Raw genomic sequence first — 22,784 nt, forward strand, 5'->3', positions numbered from 1 at the left:
TTAGTTACCCGTGCCGCCAACGGTTAAGCCGCCGTCAATCCGCATCGTCGGCTGCCCTACGCCCACTGGAACGCTTTGACCATCCTTGCCGCACGTCCCAACGCCAGGATCGAGCGCCAAATCATTACCGAGCATTGAAACTTTAGTCAGCACATCGGGACCGTTACCGATTAGCGTTGCGCCTTTTACCGGATACATCAATTTGCCGTCTTCGACCCACCACGCTTCAGCGGCAGAAAACACGAATTTACCGCTGGTAATATCCACCTGACCGCCACCAAAATTCACCGCGTACAGACCACGCTTGATCGACGCGATAATTTCTTGCGGATCTTTATCGCCATTTTCCATCAAAGTATTAGTCATGCGTGGCATCGTGATATGCGCGTAACTTTCGCGGCGACCATTGCCGGTCACGGGCATATTCATCAAGCGAGCATTGAGGCTGTCTTGCAAATAGCCTTGCAAAATACCGTCTTCGATCAATACGGTGCGCTGCGTTGGATTGCCTTCATCGTCGATATTCAGCGAACCACGTCTATCGTTAATCGTGCCGTCATCCACCACCGTCACGCCTTTAGCGGCGACACGTTGGCCGATCTTGCCGGCAAATGCCGAGCTGCCTTTACGATTAAAATCGCCTTCCAAACCGTGACCAATCGCTTCGTGTAGCAAAATTCCCGGCCAGCCATTGCCGAGTACCACCGTCATTTCACCGGCTGGCGCTGGGCGCGCGTCTAAATTGAGCACCGCTTGATCGACCGCTTTTTTGGCGTAATCGAGTAAGACCATGTCGGTGAAGTAAGCGTAATCAAAGCGTCCGCCACCACCCGCGCTGCCTTGCTCGCGCTTGCCATTGGCTTCGATAATCACATTAATCGACAGCCGACACAGCGGGCGCACATCAGCGGCACGGTGACCGTCGTGGCGCGCGATATAAATCACTTCAAACTCACTGGCCAAACTCGCCATCACTTGCACCACGCGTGGATCAAGGCTGCGCGCCAGTTGTTCTAATTTCTCGAGCAAAGCAACTTTCGCTGCTTCATCCAAGCTCGCAATCGGATCTATCGGGGTATAGAGCTGGCGACCTTGCTGCTTGGTAACATTCGCAGAGATACCCTGCCCACCTTGCCGACCAATCGCGCGCGTAGCGTGCGCAGCTTGTTTGAGCGCTGGCAAGCTAATGTCATCTGAATAGGCAAATGCGGTTTTTTCGCCTTGAATCGCCCGCACGCCAACACCTTGGTCGATGCTAAAGCTGCCCGACTTCACAATCCCTTCATCCAAACTCCACGCTTCCGAGCGGCTGTATTGAAAGTAGAGATCGGCATAATCGATGTCATGCGTCATGATGTCGTCAAACACCTGCCCGAGCGCAGCCTCATCCAAGGCAAATGGCGTTAATAATTGCTGTTCAGCGAGGGCAAAAACGGTCATTGAGATTCACTTTTTAAATAGTTAAGTAGATAGACAAAAGTTTTCTTGCATCGTTGTCTCGCCTTGTCGTACTAAAGTACTGCCTGCGGCTTCGACGCCTTGCCATAAAATTTTTGTGCGAGCACTTAAAGGCATTGTCCACGAAAGGCACGAAAAAGCACGAACAAAATTCAAAGGCCACGGACGAAGAAACGAAATCGTAAGAAAATCGTGTTATTTCAGCACCCGATGCGCCAGCGCCGGCAAGGTTTTTCTCACTCGCTCAAGCTGACTGGCCTTCAGTTCCGCCAGCACCAGCCCCTCACCTTCCGGCAAGCAATCGAGTACTTGCCCCCACGGATCAATAATCATACTGTGACCAAAAGTTTGCCGCCCCGTTGGGTGCAGACCGCCCTGATCGGGCGCAATGACAAAGCATTGGTTTTCAATCGCGCGGGCGCGCAACAAGACTTCCCAGTGCGCTCGCCCCGTCGTCGCGGTAAACGCCGCTGGCAGCAGCCAAATATCCACGTCACCCACACTACGAAACAGCTCTGGGAAACGTAAATCGTAGCAAATTGATAAGCCAATCCGGCCAAAGGGCGTGTCAAACGTGACCGGCAGGCTGCCCGGCGCAATCGTATCGCACTCAGAAAATCGCTCAGTACCGTTATCAAAACCAAATAAATGAATTTTGTCATATCGCGCCACGCATTCACCTTGCGGATTAAACGCCAAGCTTGAATTCATCACGCGTTTTGGATCATCTGAGCAGAGCGGAATCGTGCCGCCAACCAGCCAAACACCATGCTCACGCGCGCTAGCAGCTAGAAAATCCTGCAAAGGACCAGCACCATAAGCTTCTTGCACGGCAAGCTTGTCTTGATCGGTGTGCCCCATGATCGCAAAGTATTCCGGCAGCACAATCAGCTCAGCACCAGCGGCGGCCGCTTGAGCGATTAAATCACGCGCACGCGCTACGTTTTGCGCCACTTGCGGCATTGAAATCATTTGCACTGCACAGACTTTAACAGTTCTCATTACCTACCCTATGTATTACCACGCAGAATATATTTTTAAATAGACAGAGGAATATACCCCTCTAATTTAACTTTTTAACCTGTGGGTCACGCATTGCACCATCAATCAGGTACTCAAATGATACAAGTTCACCAATCGGATCTTGATTGAGTATTTTTTGCGCCGCAAACGTCGCCAAACCGAAAATAGGATTAATAACCGCAACACCTAAAGCCACCGTATCCGCGACTGCAGGGACGATTCTGACTACAATATTTTGCGTACCTGCAACAAAATTAGCTTCACCTTGAAAGCGTACTTTTGCCGAAGGCGCATCGATCAGTAAATTTTTAGTTTTCGCAACGCCAAACTCCATCTGCGCATCGCCGGTAATGCGTTCAAATGCAAAGCCTTGCGAAATCACATCGTCAAAGTCCAATTTAAGCCGTCGTGGAATCGCCTGCAAATTGAGTACCGTCAAAAAGCGCCCTACACCAGGATCAACCTGCACAAAACGCCCCGCGCCAACGTCAATTTTAAATTGCCCCTGCAGCGAATTTAGCTTCGGCGACCACGGCACACCTTGCCAGTTGGCATCGCCCGCAAAATGCAATGGCGCTTTCGTCATTGCCTCGGGATAACCAAAACGCGTCAATAAACGGCCCACGCTCGGCGAAGTCAGTTCAACCTTACCTGCCGTCATATTTTTGCCTTCGTGCTGCGTCCAAGCCCCAGCTAAATTAAATACGCCATCGCTATTTTTAAGCTGCAATTGCTCAATCGCCAACGCTTGCGCTTGCGGCGCTGCCACCACATTCAACTGGCCTAATTCAACAGCTTGATAGCGTAAATCATTGACTTCCAGATTCACAAACGGCCAAGCACTCGGCCGATCAAATGCCGAAACACGATCAAGCACTGCGCGACTCGGCTGCAAAACATCGATACTGGCCACTGCTGTTGCGACAGTGGATGGCGCATTCAGGGGCAGCCATAACTTTTCCAGTTTGGCGTTGACTCGGCGCTCATCCGAATTCCAATTCAGTTGCCCTTTAACTTCTTTGCTATCGATATCAAATTGCCACGCAGTTGCAAGCGGCTTAGCACTTAAACTCACCTGATTGAGTACCCGACCCCAAGCATTGACCTGAGCAAACCCCAAATTTTTCACCTGCAAAGGCGGCAATGCCGCATGGTTCTTCCCCGAGAGTTGCTCGGCAAAATTCAGCCAGTCTTCCAAAGCCAGTTGCGGCCAATAACCGCCGATTAAAATACCGTTATTCGGTAATGCAGGGACATCCCGCCCTAAAGCCAAGGCCATTCTTAATTGCGGCGCGGCGCCTGCATGGCTGGTTTGCATTTTCCCCGCCAACACATCACCCAAGGTAAATTCCAACTGGCTCTGCGGCCCCGCACTGCCCTGACTACTTCCTTTTGCTTTCACTTGTAAGTTGCGAGCTTCGCCGGCATTTTTGCCCATAGGCGCAGGCAAAGTTACTTTGCTACCCAGCAAATCACTATTGAGCGTTAAATCAAATTGTTTGGGCTCAATGCGTAAGCGTGCTTGATAGTTGGTTTGCCCCGAAATATGATTATGCAAAGCGGGCAAATATTCAGCCGCAATTTGCGCCATCGCTGCATCGCCATTCAGCGCCAAAACCAACGCGCCACTTGGATCGTTTGATCCCAGCAATTTCACCGTACCACCCAAGGCCTGAGCTTGCGCGACGGGTACTTTCAAGGTTTTTTCAGTAAATTCAACTCGGCCAGTCGCCGCTTGCAATAGCGGAATCGCACCACCAAAATCGAGCCGATTGTGCTGAAACTGATAGCGCCCATTGACCTTGGTTGCCTCAATTTGGTCCATCGGCATGTCTAGCTTCAAATCCAAACTACCCGCGCCCTGCGCGCTTAATGTATCTAGAAATCCTTCGGTACTTGCTTTAACTGGGCTACTGGCCACAAATTGCAAAAAGTCTTGCGTCTGCCCACTGGCTTTACCTTCCACCAAAATATGCTGCTCATACATTAAATCGGGAATCCGCACCGACACATCACTGAGCTGAGTATTGGAAATTTCACCTGAACGGGCCGTGATGTCCATCGCCAAGCCTTCAAATGCCAGCTTGCCCTTGATTTTATGAATTTGCGGCCAGCCCGGTACATAATTGAGCGTCACATCTTTGGCGTTGGCCTCAATCGCAAAACGCCCACGTTTTTCATCAGCGGAACCTTTGCGATACGGAAATCCAGCGACATCGCCCTGCCAGATCAACTTGCCATCACTGGCATCCCCCGCCAATAAAGCCTGTTGCAACCATTCCAGAACATCATCCCCCAGAATACGAGGCAAATAACGATAAGCCTGATTCGCAGCCAAATGCCCAATATCCCCAGCCAGCTTCACTTTACCTTCCCCTGAGGCGGGCCCGATATAACTGCCGCTCAGTTTTAACTGTAATGCGGCATTCATCAATGACAGATTGACTAAATCCAGCTGCCAATGATCGGCTTTCTTTTGCCATTCAAGCCTAGAGTGCGCCTCAGCCAGTATCAATGGATCGATAAATTGCGCGGGATAATTGAATAAGACATTTTGCCCGTTAAGATCGACTCGCCCACCTGCGGCCTGCCATTGACCTTCTACATTGAGCGGCCCAACGCTCAGCGCCGGATGAATCACTTTGAAATTTAGCAAATCAAAATCAGTCCGCAGCTTACTTGCCTTAGGCCATGTACCTTGCCAGCTCAGATTGGCACTTCGCACCAAACCTGAAAACGCCCCCTGAGCAAACTCTGCGCTAAGCGCATCCTGCGCCCCCAGCAGCAGCGGCAAATACGCATTAACGCCGGACAATTGCCACTGCTTCAAAGCCAGCGCCGATTCCTTGGCCGATTGACTGTAATTCAAAGTACAGCCTTCGCAGAGCGGCCCACTGCCCGATATAATCTGCCGCCCTTCAATCTTCAGCGCTGTCCCCTTGGGGGTATTAGTCCAAAAGAAAGAGCCATTAAGCACTGGAAGGCTATACCTAATTGATGTTTTTTTATTCAGCACCAGCCAATCGCTAACACCCAAATCCGCTTCAAGTGCTTGCAGCCGGCCATTCACCAGCTCAAGACGCAAATCAACTCGCCCCTGTCCACTCTCAAATTGGTACTGTGGCCACCAGTCGCTCAACCAAGGCATCAGCCTCACCAAATTAGTCGCCGGAACCTGTACTTTTAACCAGCCCGAACCCTGCTGCAGCTCGGCAATATCTCGACCTTGAAAACGACCTTGCAATTTAATGCGCGGCCCCACTGCCACTGGTGGCGTAAATGCCAGCTCGAAACGATGCGTGGCAAAAAATTGATCGGTGGTGAAGTTGAGATCCGTCAAATCAAGACTAGGATAAAGCCCTTGCTCATCTCTAAAGCGCAACTGACCACGCTCAATGACAATTTCGCCTTGCGCCAAAAACCAGTTCAACACACTGGCATCACTGGTTTTTTGTTGCGATAACGCAATCCCGCCCATTCGCCAGCCGCCATCAGCTAAACGAGTAATGTCCAGCACTGGCGCTTGCAAGCGGATCTGATGAAATTGCAGGCGACCGGTGAGCATCGCCCAGACCGACAAAGTGCCTTCTAGTTTTTGCAGCACCAAAGCGGGCGCGTGTCGATTTTCGCCAATTTGTAATTGAGTCAAGGTGATTTGCGGACGTAAGCGCTGCCACCCACCCATGATCTGCCCCACCGAAACCGACGTGCCGGTAGCGGTTTGCAACTGCTCAACCAGCAAAGGTCGATACTCATTGAGTCGTGGCACCAGCCAGAACTGCCAAGCACACGCCAAAATCGCCAGCAATAAGGCTAGCGCCAGTGCGATGCGTTTCAACCAACGAAATAGCCAAGTTGGCAGATGAAATAAAGCAAGTTTGATGCGGCGCACTAAAAAAAATCCAAATTCAAAAAGGGGAAGCGCCCAAACGGGCTAGGCTATGTAACAATTAACAGCGAAGAAACCCAATATTTTACCCTGTTTCTAAAGCTAAAATGGCGCAGCAATCACTTTCCTTGCACTTAAAACGACAGCGCATTCGCGAAGAGTATAAAAGATGACTGAAATCAGCGATTCACTCCGCATCACCGCCGCCTTAAACCACAGCCGCTATCTAAAAAATCTGTTCTTGCGCCACCCCCATCTGGCAATCAGCACCGAGCAATGCATAGAACAAGTATTCACCCGCGCACAAATGCAGTCGCAATTAGACGCAGCCCAAATTCAAAGCGAAGACGAACTCAGCCAGCAATTGCGAAATTTACGTCAGGCAGTGATGGCGCGATTGATCGTACGCGAAATCAATGGGCTGTCTGACCTTGAGGAAGTCGTCACCACCACCAGCGATTTGGCCGAAGTCGCCATCGCCAATGCACTGGCTTTTTTGTCTATTTCGAACGAGCGAATTGGTGAACCGATCGGTGAAGAAACTGGCTTGCGGCAAGAGCTGATCGTCGTTGGCATGGGAAAACTCGGCGGACGTGAACTCAATGTATCGTCTGATATTGATTTGATCTTTGTCTACCCAGAAGACGGCAACACCAACGGTATTAAATCCATCAGCAATCACGAGTACTTTGCGCAAATCGGCAAAAAGCTGATTCGGATTATTGGCGACACCACCGCTGATGGTTTTGTATTTCGCGTTGATATGCGCCTGCGCCCGTTCGGCGACTCTGGCCCCTTGGTGACGAGCTTTGCCGCGCTAGAAAACTACCTACTGATGCAAGGCCGTGAATGGGAGCGCTACGCGTGGATCAAAGGCCGCGCCTTGTCGGGCGACGCGGAAGGATTGATGAGTTTGGTAACACCGTTTATTTATCGAAAATACCTCGATTACGGCGCCTACCATTCAATGCGTGAGCTACACAGCCAAATTCGCCGCGAAGTGGCGCGTAAAGATCGTTTTGATAATGTCAAACTCGGCCCCGGCGGAATTCGGGAAATTGAATTTATTGGCCAAGTGTTTCAGCTCATCCGTGGCGGACGCAATAAAGTGCTACAACAGCGCCCCACTCAAGTCATCCTCAATGAGCTTGAACAGCAAGGCACACTACCCAGTGACGTGGTCACACAACTACAAGCAGCCTATGTCTTTTTACGCAATATCGAACATCGGATTATGTATTTAGACGATGCGCAAACCCAGATGTTGCCGACCAATACGGACGACCAAATCCGATTGGCCAGCAGTATGGGCTTTGCCGATTGGGACAGCTTCAAACTCAAGCTGGACGAGTATCGCAACTACGTCACCATCCAATTTGATCAAATTTTCGCACTACCTGAGCAAACGGCACTTAATGGTGGAGAAAGCGAAACGCATATCGACCAATACCTCGATAAAGATACAACGCACTTAAGCCAACTGGGATTTCAAAACCCCAGCGATATCCAGCGTCGGCTCAATGCGCTGCATGACGGTAGCAAATACAAACAAATGCCGGATCGCTGCCGCCAGCGTTTGGATGCGATTTTGCCGTCGTTGATTACTATCGCAGCCGAATTTAACAATCCCGACACCACACTCACCCGCCTACTGGATTTACTTGAAGCGATTGGCCGCCGCGAATCCTACTTAGCTTTGCTGGCGGAGCACCCACAAGCGCTCAAACGACTGGCAGGTCTCTATAGCGCCAGTCCTTGGGTTTCTGAATATTTGACTCGGCATCCGATTTTATTAGACGAGTTGCTCGATTTTCGCTTATTGCATCAAGCACCCGATTGGCAAAAACTGGGAGCGCAATTACGCCAAGAGATTCAAGCACTGGGCGATGATACCGAAGCGCGCATGGATTGCTTGCGACATTTCCAACACACGCAGATTTTCCGGCTGGTAGCGCAAGATTTAGCCGATATTTTGCCGCTAGAAACGCTATCAGATCATTTATCCGATTTAGCTGATTTGATTTTATCGGTAACGATTGAAGAAGTTTGGCGCGATTTACCTAATACCCATGTTGCGCAGCCGCAGTTTGCGATTATTGGTTACGGCAAACTGGGCGGCAAAGAATTGGGCTATGCATCCGATTTGGATCTGGTGTTTCTCTATGAGGATGAACACCCCAATGCCGGCGAAATTTATGCTCGTTTTGCCAAGCGCGTGGTCAATTGGCTTAGTAGTCTAACGTCAGCAGGCCAGCTCTACGATATTGACTTGCGACTGCGCCCCAATGGCAGCTCTGGCTTGCTGGTATCTAGCATTGAAGCCTTCGAGCAGTATCAGCGTACAGCCGCCTGGGTATGGGAGCATCAGGCACTTACCCGGGCGAGGTATTGCTCTGGCGATATAAAAATTGGCCAAAAATTCACCACCATACGCAATAATATTTTATGCCTTGAGCGGGACATTCCTGCGCTGCGCGCCGAAGTGCGCAGCATGCGCGAGAAAATGCTCGAAACACACCCCGCACAAGCCAACGACGTGAAGCACGTTCGTGGCGGCATTGTGGATATCGAATTTATTATGCAGTTTTTGATTTTGGCCTATTCGGCTCAGCATGCCGATTTAACCGCCAATCTGGGCAATATTGCTTTACTCGACACCGCAGCTCAGCACGGTTTGATCAGCAACAACGCAGCGCAGCACGCCAGAACAGCGTATCGGGCATTGCGCCGACTGCAACACATTAATCGACTCAATGGCACGCAGCTCGATGCCAGCATGCTAAGCCCCATCGCAGCGGAGCTAGAATCCGTCAAAGCAACGTGGCAAAGCTTATTTGGCTAGAACTTTCCATTTATCTGGATACAAAAAAACCGAGCCACAAGCTCGGTTTTTTCTTGGTATCCATTAATGGGGAGGAACAAAATCGGCGAAGTGAATCCCTCGCTCGCCTTTTGGCAGATAGGTTTCCAACCAGCGCATTTCTTGCTTTAAATGGCGCAACAAAGCCACCACATGCATTGGCTCGGTTTCATCGGCAAACCAATACTCTTTACGCCAAACGGCATTAGGCAAATCAAATGCATCGCCGCCGGGATGCAATTCATCGGTTGAAGCCGCGCGGTGTACATAGCCAGTGAGCTTCAGTACGCCATCCAATGGCTGCGCCACTTCATTCACTTCAATGACAAACGCGGCCATACCGGGTGATAATTGCTGCAAATTCACGTAGACTTCTGGGTTCAAATCCAACGTTGCCAGAAGATGGCGGCAGCAATTAGAGCATGGTAAATCCGTCGCGGCCCAGCTTAAGGTTTGCGAATGATCATCGGCACGAGCATAAGCATCTGCCGAATGTACATGCCCACATGCATATCGCGGTAAATTTCGAACCATTGTCATGGCACTATCCTAGCATTCCAATCATTGCCGATGACAATATCACAAAACCCAAAAACTTACTCAGATCGAAATCTGAGCCGCAAAAATAACGACACCTTTTGAGCCCCATGCTGCCTATTTTGTATCAAGACGACGACCTCGTTGCTATTCATAAACCCAGTGATTTACTCGTACATCGCAGCAGCCTTGATGCTTATGAAACCCGCTTTGCCGTGCAATTACTGCGCGATCAAATCGGCCAGCATGTGTTTCCAGCACATCGACTCGATAAAGCCACCTCAGGCGTTTTGCTCTTTGGCCTAAATACTGCCGCTGCGCGCGCCTTGTCGATGAGCTTTGCTGCACGTGAAGTCCACAAGCAATATATTGCCATCGTGCGCGGCTGGCCGCTCGAACAAGGGTTGATCGATCACCCACTCGAACTCAGAAAAGACGAAGCCGAAGTCTTTGGTGATGAAGTTCCCAAAGGCGCGCAAGAAAGCCAGACTGAATTTCGCCGTTTAGCGACGATTGAATTACCGTGGACGGTGGATAAATACCCCAGCAGCCGCTATGCACTCGTTGCGCTGAACCCGATCACTGGGCGACGCCACCAAATTCGTCGCCACCTCAAGCACTTAAGCCATCCGATTATTGGCGACACGACGTATGGCAAAGGCCGCCACAATCGCGCATTTGCCCAAGCCTTTGGCGTTGATCGGCTGCTACTTGCTTGCCAAAAAATGAGTTTTCCGCACCCCATCAGCGGCCAGCCCCTCACCGTGAACGCACCACTCGCTGCTGACATGGCATGGATTGCCGCACAACTTAATTGGCTTGATGCACTACAAGTAAACGATATCGCTTACGAGACACCAAAAGCCTCTGGCACTGCACGCAATCGACAGATTTTTGTGTAATAAAAAACCGCGTACTGCATTGGCAATACGCGGTTTTATCGACTTTAATTAGTCTTATTTTTTATTCAAAAACGCAGGTGGTGTTTCAACTGAAACTTCTTGCTCAGAATGATGTAAACGAACTTGCTGGCGTGAATTGGGTTCAGCGACCGTTGCGCCTCTAAATACCGAATACACACTACCGTTAAACGCCAATTGAATATGCGTCCAATCGGCATAGTCATTCAAATTGGTATCGGTAATACCATCATCATTGACATCGCGTGACACACTGCCTTCACGAATACCATTGTAATTCCAATCCGCAAACGCACCGGTTTTCACACTGCGACCAATCATCTTGGCCTCGTCCAAACCCCATTCATTCAATGGCATGCTGGTACCATCGGAATAATCGACGACAAAACGATTACTGCACGGCCCATCTAGCAGTTCGCAAACACCATAAGTATTCGCCGCTTTGCCCGGTGTAGCATGGCCTAGACCATTTTGGCGGTAATAAATTCGCTCGCTAATGTCCGTCGGGTCGCTCGGCACGCCATTGAGTTGATATTCGTAATTCATCACGCTCAAATAATTGGGCTTATTATTTTTGCCTTCGTCACCACCATGGAACAAGCCTAAGTTATGCCCCAGCTCATGCATAATCGTGCCGGCTTGGTAATTAATCAGCTTATACAACTCAGAACCACTACTACTGGTTAATCCCCACAAGCCGAGCGTCACAATAAAGTCATTCCCATTGATTTCACCCATACCCGACGAGCCGCCATAACCATTGCTGTTTTGTGTTGAACCCATCAACATATAATGCGAAATCAAACGGCGGCGAACATCCATGCTGTCGCTTTTGTAATCCATCGCATTGGCGCAATCGGCGCTCTTATACAAAGATAAGCAACGCGCGTAAGCCACTTCTTTACCGCTACCCATATTAAAATCAGCCGCATTCAGCACAGGGCTATACAACTGGCCAACGTCCATCAGCAAATCAATCCCTTTGCGATTAAATGCTGCACGTACCATTTGCAGCGCTTCTTTACGCGGCTTAATCCCTTCGTCGTTACTACTTTGCATCCAATCGATTTGAATCATGATGGTCGGACGACCTGCACGCGCGCCCATGGCGTACAAATCCAAACCTGCGTAAGTACCGCCCGGTTTTTTCGCACTTGTTGGAATACCGTCGCGATCGTCATCACGCGCATCACTATCCACATCATTGCGGCCACCCGGCGTACCAAATGGCACGACGCGCCAATCGGCCGCGCCTTGATTATCACTAGTCTGAGTGTAGTAGCGAACTAAGGCATAACTACCCGTACCACTCAATGCGGCAGCGGGGCTGCCTTGCCACGCGGCAGCGCTCATTGGCTGCGTTGCATTACTGCCAAAACGCACGTAGTCGATAGTTTGGTTATTACGCACTAACTCAACTGAACCATCTGCCCCCCAAATCGGCCAATCTTGGTAATTGCCAATATATTGCGTTTGCGCTGTTTTCTTCGAAGCTGTCGCTTCGGTATTGGCGGCCACCACCACATAAGACTGCGCAGCTATCGTGCCGCTCAGTGCATACGTGCTTAAGGCATTCAGTGGCTTGCTTTGAATTCGCACACTGACATCATTCAAACTTATCGCTTGGCTGGTCGGATTATAAATCTCGAACCAACTGCCTTGCCCCGTAGGATCAGCGGCCACTTCGTTAATCATCAAGTGATCCAAAGCACTTGGGCTTGCAGATGGCGATGGCGCGGGTGTCACTGTTGGTACAGGTGTAAGGACAGGACTTGGCGTTGGGGTAACTGATGGTGTAGTCGATGGTTTCGGCGTTACCGAAGCGACAGGTGTCGCACTCGGCGTTGGTGTAGCGCTACTACTGCAAATATCCAATTTTTGCCAAGGCTTGGCGTCTCCCGAATTCAGCGCAGGGTCTTCACCTTGCGTCCACCATTTCGACTGATAATTCACCCCACCCCGCTGCACTTTGGCGCCTGCGGTATACGCAATCGCCGCATCCCATGCTGCCGCGCAACCGCTATTGCTTGGCGTAGTTGGCGTCGGCGATGGGCTTAATGTCGGAATCGGCGTCGGTGTATTGATCGGAGTCGGTGTTGCAGTTGGCGTGACACTTGGTTTCGGTGAGTTCGTAGGGGCCGCTGTCGGCGTTGTAATCGGACTTGGCGTTGGCGAATTCGTCGGGCTTGGCGTCAGCGTGGGCTTTGCGCTGGGGCTCGGCATTGGTGTAGTAGGTATAACCGTAGGCGATACTGTAGGCGTAGCCTGCGGCGTTATACTCGGTGTAGTTGTGAGCGAGCACACACTAAGCAACTCCCAAACCTGCCCCGCAGCCGAATTATTCAAAGGACTATCGCCCAGAGTCCACCATTTAGCGCGGTAAGTATTCCCTTTCAGCACTACCGACTGCCCACCAGTATAAACCTGCGTTGCCTGCCAACTGTCAGCACATGAAACAGCTGCCGCAGCCGACATCGACCCGCCCCCTAAAGCCAGCAAAGCCAAGCTTGTCGCCATTTTCTTGAATATCATTTCTCACCAACCCCTGAAGTTTATCCACGACCTGACTATTACAGTCAAACATTGGGCGGATAATCTCATGCGGGTTAATACGTACTCAAACACTTACTTACTACAAATCAATAATTAAATTTACGCTTTGCAATAATTTTTTCACATTGACTGTCAATAAATCCGTAATGTAGTGATATAAATTAGCCGCATGCACGAATAGTAGATCTGAAACAGTGACTTACTGCGTACTCTGAAAATACAAGGCTCGAAATCACGCCCTCAGCCCCAGGAAGTCATCAAGCGCTGCGCCAAACCCGATTGCCGTGCTACGCCCTTGCGGCTGGCGCTGGCAATCACCGATTCTTCACCCCACAAACTGACTTTACTTCTTGCGCGAGTAATCGCCGTATAAACCAATTCGCGACTTAAATACCCTGCACTGCCGTCAGCGGGACTAGGCAAGAGCAGCAGCACATGGCCAAACTCTGAACCTTGCGATTTATGCACCGTCATCGCAAACGCCGTTTCTACCGCCGGTAAGCGCGCTGGCGCGACTTTTCGTGTGCCGCCATCTGCATTCGGAAAATGCACCCACAATTTGCCGCTCTCATCGGGCAAAGTCAGACCAATATCGCCGTTGTATAGATCCAGCTCGTACAGATTTTGCGGCACCAGCACGGGGCGACCTGCGTACCAAACTTGATCGCTCATACGCAGGCCGCGTTTGACCAATTGCGTTTCAATCAAGGCATTCACGCGCGACACACTGGCTGCGCCATGCCGAATTGGGCTGAGTACGCGAAACGCATCAAAGGCTTTGAAAACATCCAGCGGCGTAGTGTCACTCGCAATCGCGGCAAAAAAATCAGCATAGCCTTCCATCAGCGGTGCGATTAAATCACCACCTTGCTGCGCCGGATTGCTGTTGTACCAAGTGAGCGGCGCGCTGACCTCTAGCTTAGCTTTAGCAAGTAAGGTGCTGAGTTTGCGCAAGTCACCGCTATTAATCGCCCGTGCCAAGTCACCAATGACGCCAGAAAAACGATAACTTTTTTGCAAAGTCATCACATGATCGCCCAGCTTGGAATCTGAAAAACCCGCTTCGATATGCTGCCCTGTCAGTTGCGAGAGCTGCGCGGCAAATTGTGGCGACAAACCCGCGCCCGCGCACAAATCGCCCATCACTGCGCCCGCTTCAACGGAAGACAATTGATCTTTGTCACCGAGCAAAATCAGTCGCCCGTGCGGCGGCAGCGCATCAACGAGTTTACTCATCAGCGCCAAATCAATCATCGACGCCTCGTCCAGCACCAGCACATCGAGCAACAAAGGCTGCTGCGCCGTATGGTGAAACTGCACTGAATTGAGTTTGTTTTTCAGTAAGCGATGCAAAGTGCTCGCTGTATCAGGAATTTGCGCAGCGATTTCTGCCGTTAACAACCCTTGCTGCTGCAACTCAGCCTTACCTTTACGAATCGCCTCCTGCATCCGCATTGCGGCTTTGCCCGTTGGCGCTGCTAATAAAATGCGCAATGGCTGCGCAGACGTTCCTTGAGGCGGCTGCGCAGCCGTGATTTGGAGCAAGGCCAGCAATTTAATCAAGGTCGTGGTTTTACCGGTCCCCGGCCCGCCGCTAATCACCGTCAAACGCTGATGCAAAGCCGCTGCTACAGCGACCTTCTGCCAATCTGGATTTTCTGCGCTGCTGGCAAAAAAGGTGTGCAACAAGGCAGTGAGCTGCGCCGCATCGGGTGCAGGCGGTGCGCTGGCGGCCAGCGCCAGCAATTGCTCAGCCAAACGCGCTTCATATTGGTGATAGCGCGCCAAATAGAGCCGCTGCTGCGACACAATCAGCGGCGTAAAGCTGCCCGCCTCGCCGACCAAACCGCTTTGCAACCACGCAGCAATATCGGTGCGCTGCGGCACCGCGACGCAAACATCACCGCGCTCGCTGGCTTTAGCGAGTTCCGCCGCTAAACCCAATAAATCTGCGGGTGCTGCGGGATTTTTCCGCCGTAATAAATCAACCAAAGCCGTTGAAAAATCGAGTTGCTCGATGCTCATTACGTATTCTCAATATTCAATATGAAAGTCAAAACCGTAGGGTGGGTTAGGTCGCCATTCAATACGGCAAAAGCGATACTATCTTTCGACCGTAACCCACCACTTTTGTACACATCAGCATGGTAATGGTGGGTTACGGCCGAACAGCAGCACTATGAAAACGCATAGGCCTAGTGGCGGCCTAACCCACCCTACGACCGACTTATTTATTTTAAAGTTTTATCTAATGCTTCAATTAGCGATAAGCTAGGTATATCCATATAGACTCCACTGCCAGATTGCTGTGTCGATATGCCCCTAATAAATAAATAAAGTACCCCGCCAAAATCTCGCGTGTAGTCGTAGCTCTCGCCCATACGCGCTTGCATGTGGAGGTGCCAGGCGCAGGTGTAGAGTAAATACTGTAAGTAATAGTGCGAATCACTCATTACATCGAGCAAAGCATCTGGCGCGTAATCACTCAGGCGCTCGCCCAAGAAGTTCGATTTGTAATCGGCAATGTAATACTGGCCTTGCCAGAAAAACACCAAATCGACAAAACCATTCAAATAACCGACGAATTTTTCGGGTTTAAGACGCTGCGCTGCGGCAATAAAACGCGGTTCAATCTTAAACTCGGGCCTTGCCAATACCCGACAAAACGCTGCGATATCCACGTTCGGGCAGCCCAATAAAAACTGCCACTCATTCAAACGCTGGCGTGGGCTGAGTTGATTCAGCGTTAGCGTGCCCTTTGCCAAATGAATCGGCGCAGCCAGCGCATCGAGCAACCAGTCAGCAGTTTGATTGGCAATCTCCACATCCACCATCAAACCCGACTTCAACATCTGCCGCTCAACGTTCACCGCCAAAGCGCCTGCATCGCCGCGCGTAAAATCTTCATTTTCTAGCACGCTGTGTAACGTGGTACCCGCCTTACTACCGCGCGCGAATAGAAAACGCATTTCACGACTAGCCTCTGCGGCATCAACATTGATCGCTACAGTCGTATGCGCGTCATGATCTGCGCCCACTTCGCCGCTCATTCCAGAGAGGGCATCGCTGTGCGAGCGCGTCAACGACGTAAAGCTTGCCAATCGCCACGGCGCAGCCAAACTCCACGGCGCTTGCCCAAATCGCCTAGACAATGCGCCTACCTGCAAATCAGGCACCTCACCTTGCTCACCGATAAAGCGCTGCGCTTGCGGCAAATCGCTCACCGTCAACGCAGTTGACATGTTCTGCCCTAGGCGAACAAACGCAGCGCTCACTTTAGCGATGCTCAAATCTTTTAAATTATTTCGCAACGGCACGCCCGCTTCATCGCGCAATAAATGCGAAAGCGGCGCGTTTTTTACGCCAGCCACAGATTGCCAAGCCAGATTTTCAAATGCCGGAAAGGCCAAATACAGCCGATGCTTCGCGCGCGTCACGGCGACATACAGCAGGCGCACCGCTTCGGCGTAGGCCTCAAACTCGGCCAATTTCAAATGCTCGGTGATTTCTGGCGTGCCCACGTCAATTTTCAGTACATGCGCCGCAGCAGGATCATGAAACGCGACCATATCTTTATTTCGCACCAGCTCTTTCTTGCCCTTCCACGAAAATGGGCAAAACACCACCGGATATTCCAAACCTTTGGACGCATGAATCGTCACCAAACGCACACGATCTGCATCGCTTTCTAAGCGCATTTGCTGACTTTCTGCGCCTTGATCGGGTTCGGTCACTTGCTTTTCCAACCACGCCAACAGCAATGCCGGACTAGGCCGAGAGCGCGATTCATGCTGCACCAATTCCGCAACATGCAGCAAATTAGTCAGGCGGCGCTCGCCATCAGCAAATTGCAAAACACGGCTGGCAATATCGGCCTCGACCAACCAGCGGCGAAACATCGGCATAAAACCAAACTTGCGCCACTCATCGCGCCAGCCTTGCAGGTTTTCGACTTCCACCTGCCAAGCCGCATCGTCCAATTGCAGCGCCATCAATTGCGCCACGCTCAAGCCCATCACTGAGCTGACCAAAGCTTTGCGCAGCAAAGCCGTCTGCGCGGGCGCTTCAATCGCCGCCAGCATCGCGCACAAGCCTTGTGCCTCAGCGGAAGCAAACACGCTTTCCCGCGTCTGCATCACCGCCGCCACGCCGCGTTTAAGCAGCGCTTTGCGCATTTCATTGGCTTGCCGATGGCTAGGCACCAGCACGGCAATATCACGCGGACTTAAAGCACGCTCTCCCAGCATGGCCTTGCCCGCGCTGGCGGCATTCAGTAGCGCGGCAATTTCATCTGCCGTCGCGGCAAGCAGCATTTTCTCGGCGACTTCGGGCTTCTCGCCATCAAACACAAAGGCATGCACAGCGCCTCTGTCATCGGCGCAGCGCAATTTGGAATCGCCACTGTGTTTAGCGAGAATGTTCGGATGCGTGATTTTGCTTTCAACGAACGCGTCAGCAGGCGCAAACAGCGCATTCACAAACTCAACAATCGGCGCATCGGAGCGAAAATTGGTATCAATCGAATAACAAGCATCAGCCTGAGCGCGTGCACCCAAATAGGCATACACATCAGCACCGCGAAACGCGTAAATCGCTTGTTTAGGGTCGCCGACCATGAAAAACGGAGGTGATTTCCCGTCGCTGCTATCACCCAAAGCTTGTCCAAAAAGCCGATCAATAATCGCAAATTGCAAAGGATCGGTATCTTGAAACTCATCGACCAAAGCCGCTTGGTATTTTTTGCTGACTTTATCCGCCAAATTTTGCGCGCGAACGGGGTTTTGTAGCGCCGCGGCCAGCGTCGTGATGCTGTCGTCAAACGACATTTTGCCAGCCTGCGCTTTGCGAAGTTGCAATTGGCTGCGCACATAGTCGCCAAAATGCAGCAACCAATGCTTGAGGCGCAAATCCAAATCTGCCGCGACGCTTTGCGCGCTTAAAAAAACCTGCTCCGCAGCAGCAAAAAATTCATGCGTTGGCGCGACGGCTTTAAAATCTTTTTTCACCATTTTGAGGATGTGAGTTTGCGTGAGTTTTTCCCATTCTTTAAATAAACTCACGCTCGGCGTGCCCGCCTGCATCAAGCGATTGGCCTGTGCCAACCAGTTTTGCCATTTCTCGCTACTCAATTTATACGTGCCAGAAAAAATCTCTCCGGCCAAAGCATTCATCAGCAAGGCGCTGACTTCTGTGTAATCCCAGTGTTTTTGGCATTCCGCCCATAGCGCCGTGTAACGTTCAACCTGTTCTTGCTGATATTGTGCGGACGGCAAAGGCGCGAGTGGCAGAAAATCAGCGGGTTTGAGCGTCTTGGCGCGCGCGGCGCGTTGTTGCAATTCATCGATCGTGATTTTCTGGCTGCGCAAATAGGCCACCCACGCCGCATCGGCGCTATACAGCTCGGTGCGCCAAAAATCGTGCGTAATTTCGGTGAGTAGCTCGCCCTCGTCTTCAAGCAAAGTACGATCAAAATCAAAACCAGCTTCAAAGGCTTGCTCGGTCAGTAGGCGCTGGCAAAAACTATGAATTGTCGAAATCGCCGCGCAATCAAGCGTCGCCAAGGCTAAACGCAATTGTGCCAGTAGCGGCGCAGGGTCGAGCGATTCGGCAACCACCCGCGACCAAACTTCAGCGCAAAACGGCTCGTCAGCACCGTTCACTTGTACGGGAGCTTGCTCAACAAAGGTTTGCGTGAGCTGCGCCAAGCGTAAACGAATCCGATCTTTTAGCTCGGCAGTCGCGGCTTTGGTAAACGTAACGACCAAGATACTCTCAGGGAGTAATCCCTTCTGCGCGTTATAAGCTGGTTCTCCCGGAGCAATACTCGCCCCCAACACCAAACGTGCATACAGGCCGGTGATATTAAAAGTTTTGCCCGTGCCGGCCGATGCCTCAATCAATACGCGCCCTGCCAGCGCTACTTCATGCACTTTGAGTTGTTCGAATTGCGGCGTTTGTGGTGTGTTTAACAGAACCTCACTCATAACGCTCTCCTTCTAGCATCGCGATATCGCTGGCCAGATCATGATCGATCACCGCGTCCAAGATCGGCAGCACAATACGTTCGCTCCATGCAGCAAAGATCTCACGCTCAGCGCGACCTTCCTCCAGCGGATCTTCTGGCCACAGCAATTGATTTTGCACTTCCAGCCATTCGCCCTCCGCTTGAAAACTTGGTAACCAGCGCGCCAATCCTTTTTCCCATCGCAGATCGATATCATCCTCTTTGGCCCAAGCCAAAGCGGTGTGCGGGAAAAACGGCAGCGGCGCGCTCATCGCCGCGCAATACAGCGCCACGACATCGGCCAAATGCGCTAGCGCGATATGTTCTGCCAGCGGAGTAAACACAAACACGCGCTCGGGCGACAAGCAGCGCGTAATCAAAACCATTTCTGGTGGCGGATTCGCGCACAAAACCAAATGCTCAACCCAAACGCGAAACACTTCGCGCGAGAAAATCTGGCTGCGCACAACAATCCGTCCTGTTGAGTAGCAATCGTCCAGCCAACCCGTGATCTGCACCGACGGCAATGTAATATTTACCGCCTGCGGTTCCAAGGGTTCGCCGCTGCGATACATCGGCAAGGCATCGCGCAAGGCGCTGGCGGCAATCAATTGCTCGTCGACCATCATTTCACCCGGTGTGCCTAGCGGGGTATCGCCACGTGCGAAAGCCAGATCATGCGCTGCAAGGCCATACTTCAGGCCTAACTCGCGAATTCGGCTATCGCGAAAATCTTTTAAATCAAATGCTTCGTCATCCAGCAAGCTGCCGTCTTTCTCTTGCAAATACAAATGCGCACGGTGACGCAAAAAATAGGCGACTGGCTTGGCAAGGCATTGCGCTAAGTCATTCCAGCTGATTTCCGCTGGCATGACGAATTCGGGATAGCTCAGCGCCTCGAAAATGGGCTGCTCTAGTGGCTTGGTAGCAGACCGCGTCGCAATTTGTTGTGCCGCGTTGCGCCACAAGGGATTAAACGATTGCAATCGATTATCAGCAGTATTGCTATCAAAGCCCTGCAGGCTAAAGGGTTGCAATGGATACTCTGTACACAGATGTTTAAATAGATTCTCTCGACGCACTTCCAGCGATGCATCCAAATCGCCTTCAAGTAAAAACCCTTGCGCGACACAATCGAGTACATCGCTGACCAGTACTGAGGGCGGGAAATTCGCGTCGTCTTTTAGACTGCGGCCCACCCAAGATAGGTACAGCTTTTCGCGTGCAGCCAAAATAATATCGAGGAATAAATATCGATCATCGAGTCGCCGCGAGCGGTCACCCAAGAGTGGATTTTGCGCGATCAAATCAAATCCGGCGGTGGGCGGATTGCGCGGGAATTCATTTTCATTCAAACCGAGAGCCGCAATGACGCGGAACGGCAGACCGCGCATCGGCACCATCGTGCAAAACGTCACGCCGCGCGACATAAATCCCGAGCCGCGACTGCTATTTTCAAAGCGATGTTGCAGCCAATCGACCATTACTTCACGCGGCACAACATCAGAGCTGCTAGCGAAACCCGCCAATTCGGCTTCGTCAGCCAAAGCCGCCAAAGTCGTGCGGATCGCTTCGGCGAGTTTTAATTCAGCCTCGTCTTGCTCGTCAAACAAAATAAACGCATCCAGCAGCGCCAACGCCGCATCGCGCCACTCTGGCAGACTGCGCTCGCACGCCAACTCAGTACGCCAGAATTTCAGCGCAGCAATCACTGACATCAATTTGGCGAGTAAACCCGCTTGCGAGCCTTCCAAATCATCCCACGGCGCAATCGCGCCAGCGCCCTCGCCCCATAGTGGGATATTCTCCCCCGCCAATGCATTGGGCAAAGCCACGCCAAGCAGCAAGCGATCCAAACCCGCTTGCCACGTATTGGCTGCGCCCATATCGGCCAATGCAAATTCACCGCGATGTGCGGCATCCAAACCCCAGCGAATTCCCGCCGCCGCAATCCAATGCCGCAGCGTGTTGAGGTCGCTCGTTTGAATGCCAAAGCGCGCCGCCACTTGCGGCGTTTCCAACAGGCCATACACCTCATCGGCCTTGCAGCGGCTTTCGGGCAATTTCAACAACAGCAGCAACACATCCACCGCAGGGCATTCTTGCTGCGTGGTTAAATCGGCAATATTAAACGGGATATTGGGCGCGCCAGAGGCTTTCGCGCCGCCAAATACCGCCTCGATCAGCGGCGCATACGGCCCCATATCGGGCAGCAGTACAGCGATTTCGGAAGCCAGCAAACTATCGTCCGCCACCAGCATCGCCGTTAAACGGTCATGCAAGATTTCCACTTCACGCATCGCGCTATGTGCGTTATGAAACGTCAAAGATTGATCGTTTTTTGCGATCACTTGGGCGCTGGCCGCATCGCGATTAAATAGATTGAGCACATCCGATTGCAGCGTTTGCAATAAGGTGGGGTTTGGATTGCCTTCGAGTGGATCGCTAAACAGCCATTGTTCACCGCCGCCCGTCCACGGAAAAGCTTCGGTCACCGCGCGATAAAAATCTCGCCCCGCCTTACCCATAGATGCCAACAGCGGATGGCCAATATCCAGATACAGCGCCTCTTGCGGGCGCTTGCTTTCGCGCAGCGCAATCACTTTGGCGCTGACAATCGCTCCCCATTCCTCGCGGCAAGGGTTCAGCAAAAACAGATTCACATCGATATGCTGCGCCAGCGCGCCGAGCACATCGATATACGCGGGCGGCATACCGGCAATACCAAACACGGTAATCCGCTCGGGTAGGCGATTCGGACCGCCTTCCTGCCATTGCTGAAACAGACGCACAAACATATCAGCGCGATGCGGGACGTTATTTAAGTGGGCATCAGCCGCAAAATCCGCATCGATGCTGGCACGCACTTCGCGCCACAGTGCGGCCTGCCAAGCTTCATCAGCGCCTAAATCTAATAACTGCCCCGCTTCCCACGCGGCAATCCAATCGCTACGAAACACCAAATACTGATCGAACACATCGGCCAAACGCCCCGCCAGCGCCATTCGCCGCTGCGCATTGCCCTCTTCCAAATACGCCGCAACAATCGGGCTGGCGTCACGCGCTGTTGAGTTTGGCAACAAGCCAAATAAACGCCACGCCAAAGGGCTAGAACCATACGGCGATTCAGCCTGCAAATGCGGCATGGCGTCTTTGAGCAAAGACCAAACAAAGCTCGCTGGCAGCTGAAAATCAATCCCAGCGCAAATCCCAACTTTATCCGCCAATTTAAACCGCAACCAACGCTCCATCCCCTTGCTGGACACAATGATTTTTTCACTGGCAAACGGATCACTCAGCGCCACGCCATACAGCGCTTGCAGCAGCTCAAATAGATTTTCAAGGCGATTGGATTGGTAGATATTCAGGCGGGAGGTCATGGGAAAACCGGAGTAAAAACGTGCGCCCATTCTACCCGTTTAAACTGACAAGAACCGTCACACAAGCCGCGACGGCGCACAGCTAAGCGAAAAATTTTAATTTAAACAACAAATCTTCATATAGATGAGCTGTCGATTATTTTATATGCCTGCGGCGCAA

10 protein-coding genes are annotated in these 22,784 nt (G+C 51.7%); 2 read left to right on the forward strand and 8 right to left on the reverse strand.

The window, feature by feature from the left end:
• The 3 genes from tldD to Q320_RS0101605 form a co-directional block, all read right to left on the reverse strand.
• Complete coding sequence (gene tldD, locus Q320_RS0101595; protein WP_027467548.1) at positions 1–1,440, reverse strand: metalloprotease TldD; 1,440 nt, start codon at positions 1,438–1,440, stop codon at positions 1–3.
• Positions 1,441–1,653: 213 nt separating this feature from the next.
• A complete protein-coding gene (locus Q320_RS0101600; RefSeq protein ID WP_027467549.1) occupies positions 1,654–2,460 on the reverse strand; it encodes a carbon-nitrogen hydrolase family protein in 807 nt (268 codons plus the stop codon).
• Positions 2,461–2,521: 61 nt separating this feature from the next.
• Positions 2,522–6,373, reverse strand: coding sequence for a YhdP family protein (locus Q320_RS0101605; RefSeq protein WP_027467550.1), 3,852 nt, complete (start codon positions 6,371–6,373; stop codon positions 2,522–2,524).
• A 166-nt stretch (positions 6,374–6,539) separates the two neighbouring features.
• On the opposite strand from Q320_RS0101605, the gene glnE reads away from it, so the two are divergent.
• Positions 6,540–9,212 (forward strand): bifunctional [glutamate--ammonia ligase]-adenylyl-L-tyrosine phosphorylase/[glutamate--ammonia-ligase] adenylyltransferase, encoded by a 2,673-nt coding sequence (glnE, locus tag Q320_RS18025; RefSeq protein ID WP_035851661.1) that lies wholly within the window; start codon positions 6,540–6,542, stop codon positions 9,210–9,212.
• 63 nt (positions 9,213–9,275) lie between these two features.
• Here glnE and Q320_RS0101615 read toward each other — a convergent pair whose 3' ends face one another.
• Positions 9,276–9,770 carry a hypothetical protein gene (locus Q320_RS0101615; RefSeq protein ID WP_027467551.1) on the reverse strand — a complete coding sequence of 165 codons (495 nt, stop codon included), beginning with the start codon at positions 9,768–9,770 and terminating at the stop codon, positions 9,276–9,278.
• 107 nt (positions 9,771–9,877) lie between these two features.
• Here Q320_RS0101615 and Q320_RS18030 point away from each other — a divergent pair, with 107 nt between their 5' ends.
• Positions 9,878–10,669 (forward strand): pseudouridine synthase, encoded by a 792-nt coding sequence (locus tag Q320_RS18030; protein ID WP_051534374.1) that lies wholly within the window; start codon positions 9,878–9,880, stop codon positions 10,667–10,669.
• Between the two features lie 54 nt (positions 10,670–10,723).
• On the opposite strand, the gene Q320_RS0101625 is transcribed toward Q320_RS18030, so the two are convergent.
• The 4 genes from Q320_RS0101625 to recC all read right to left on the reverse strand — a co-directional run bounded on the left by Q320_RS0101625 (position 10,724) and on the right by recC (position 22,624).
• Positions 10,724–13,219: a carbohydrate-binding protein gene (locus Q320_RS0101625; protein WP_084282259.1), complete on the reverse strand. Its 2,496-nt coding sequence runs from the start codon at positions 13,217–13,219 to the stop codon at positions 10,724–10,726.
• 261 nt (positions 13,220–13,480) lie between these two features.
• On the reverse strand, positions 13,481–15,265 hold the full coding sequence (recD, locus tag Q320_RS0101640) for an exodeoxyribonuclease V subunit alpha (RefSeq protein ID WP_027467554.1): 1,785 nt from the start codon (positions 15,263–15,265) through the stop codon (positions 13,481–13,483).
• A gap of 206 nt (positions 15,266–15,471) precedes the next feature.
• Entirely contained in the window at positions 15,472–19,224 is a 3,753-nt protein-coding gene (recB, locus tag Q320_RS0101645; protein ID WP_027467555.1) for an exodeoxyribonuclease V subunit beta, read from the reverse strand.
• Positions 19,217–22,624, reverse strand: coding sequence for an exodeoxyribonuclease V subunit gamma (recC, locus tag Q320_RS18035; RefSeq protein ID WP_169734418.1), 3,408 nt, complete (start codon positions 22,622–22,624; stop codon positions 19,217–19,219). The genes recB and recC overlap by 8 nt, the downstream gene beginning before the upstream one ends.
• Between the last annotated feature and the right edge of the window lie 160 nt (positions 22,625–22,784).

Source organism: Deefgea rivuli DSM 18356 (genome assembly GCF_000620145.1).
Classification (GTDB): domain Bacteria; phylum Pseudomonadota; class Gammaproteobacteria; order Burkholderiales; family Chitinibacteraceae; genus Deefgea; species Deefgea rivuli.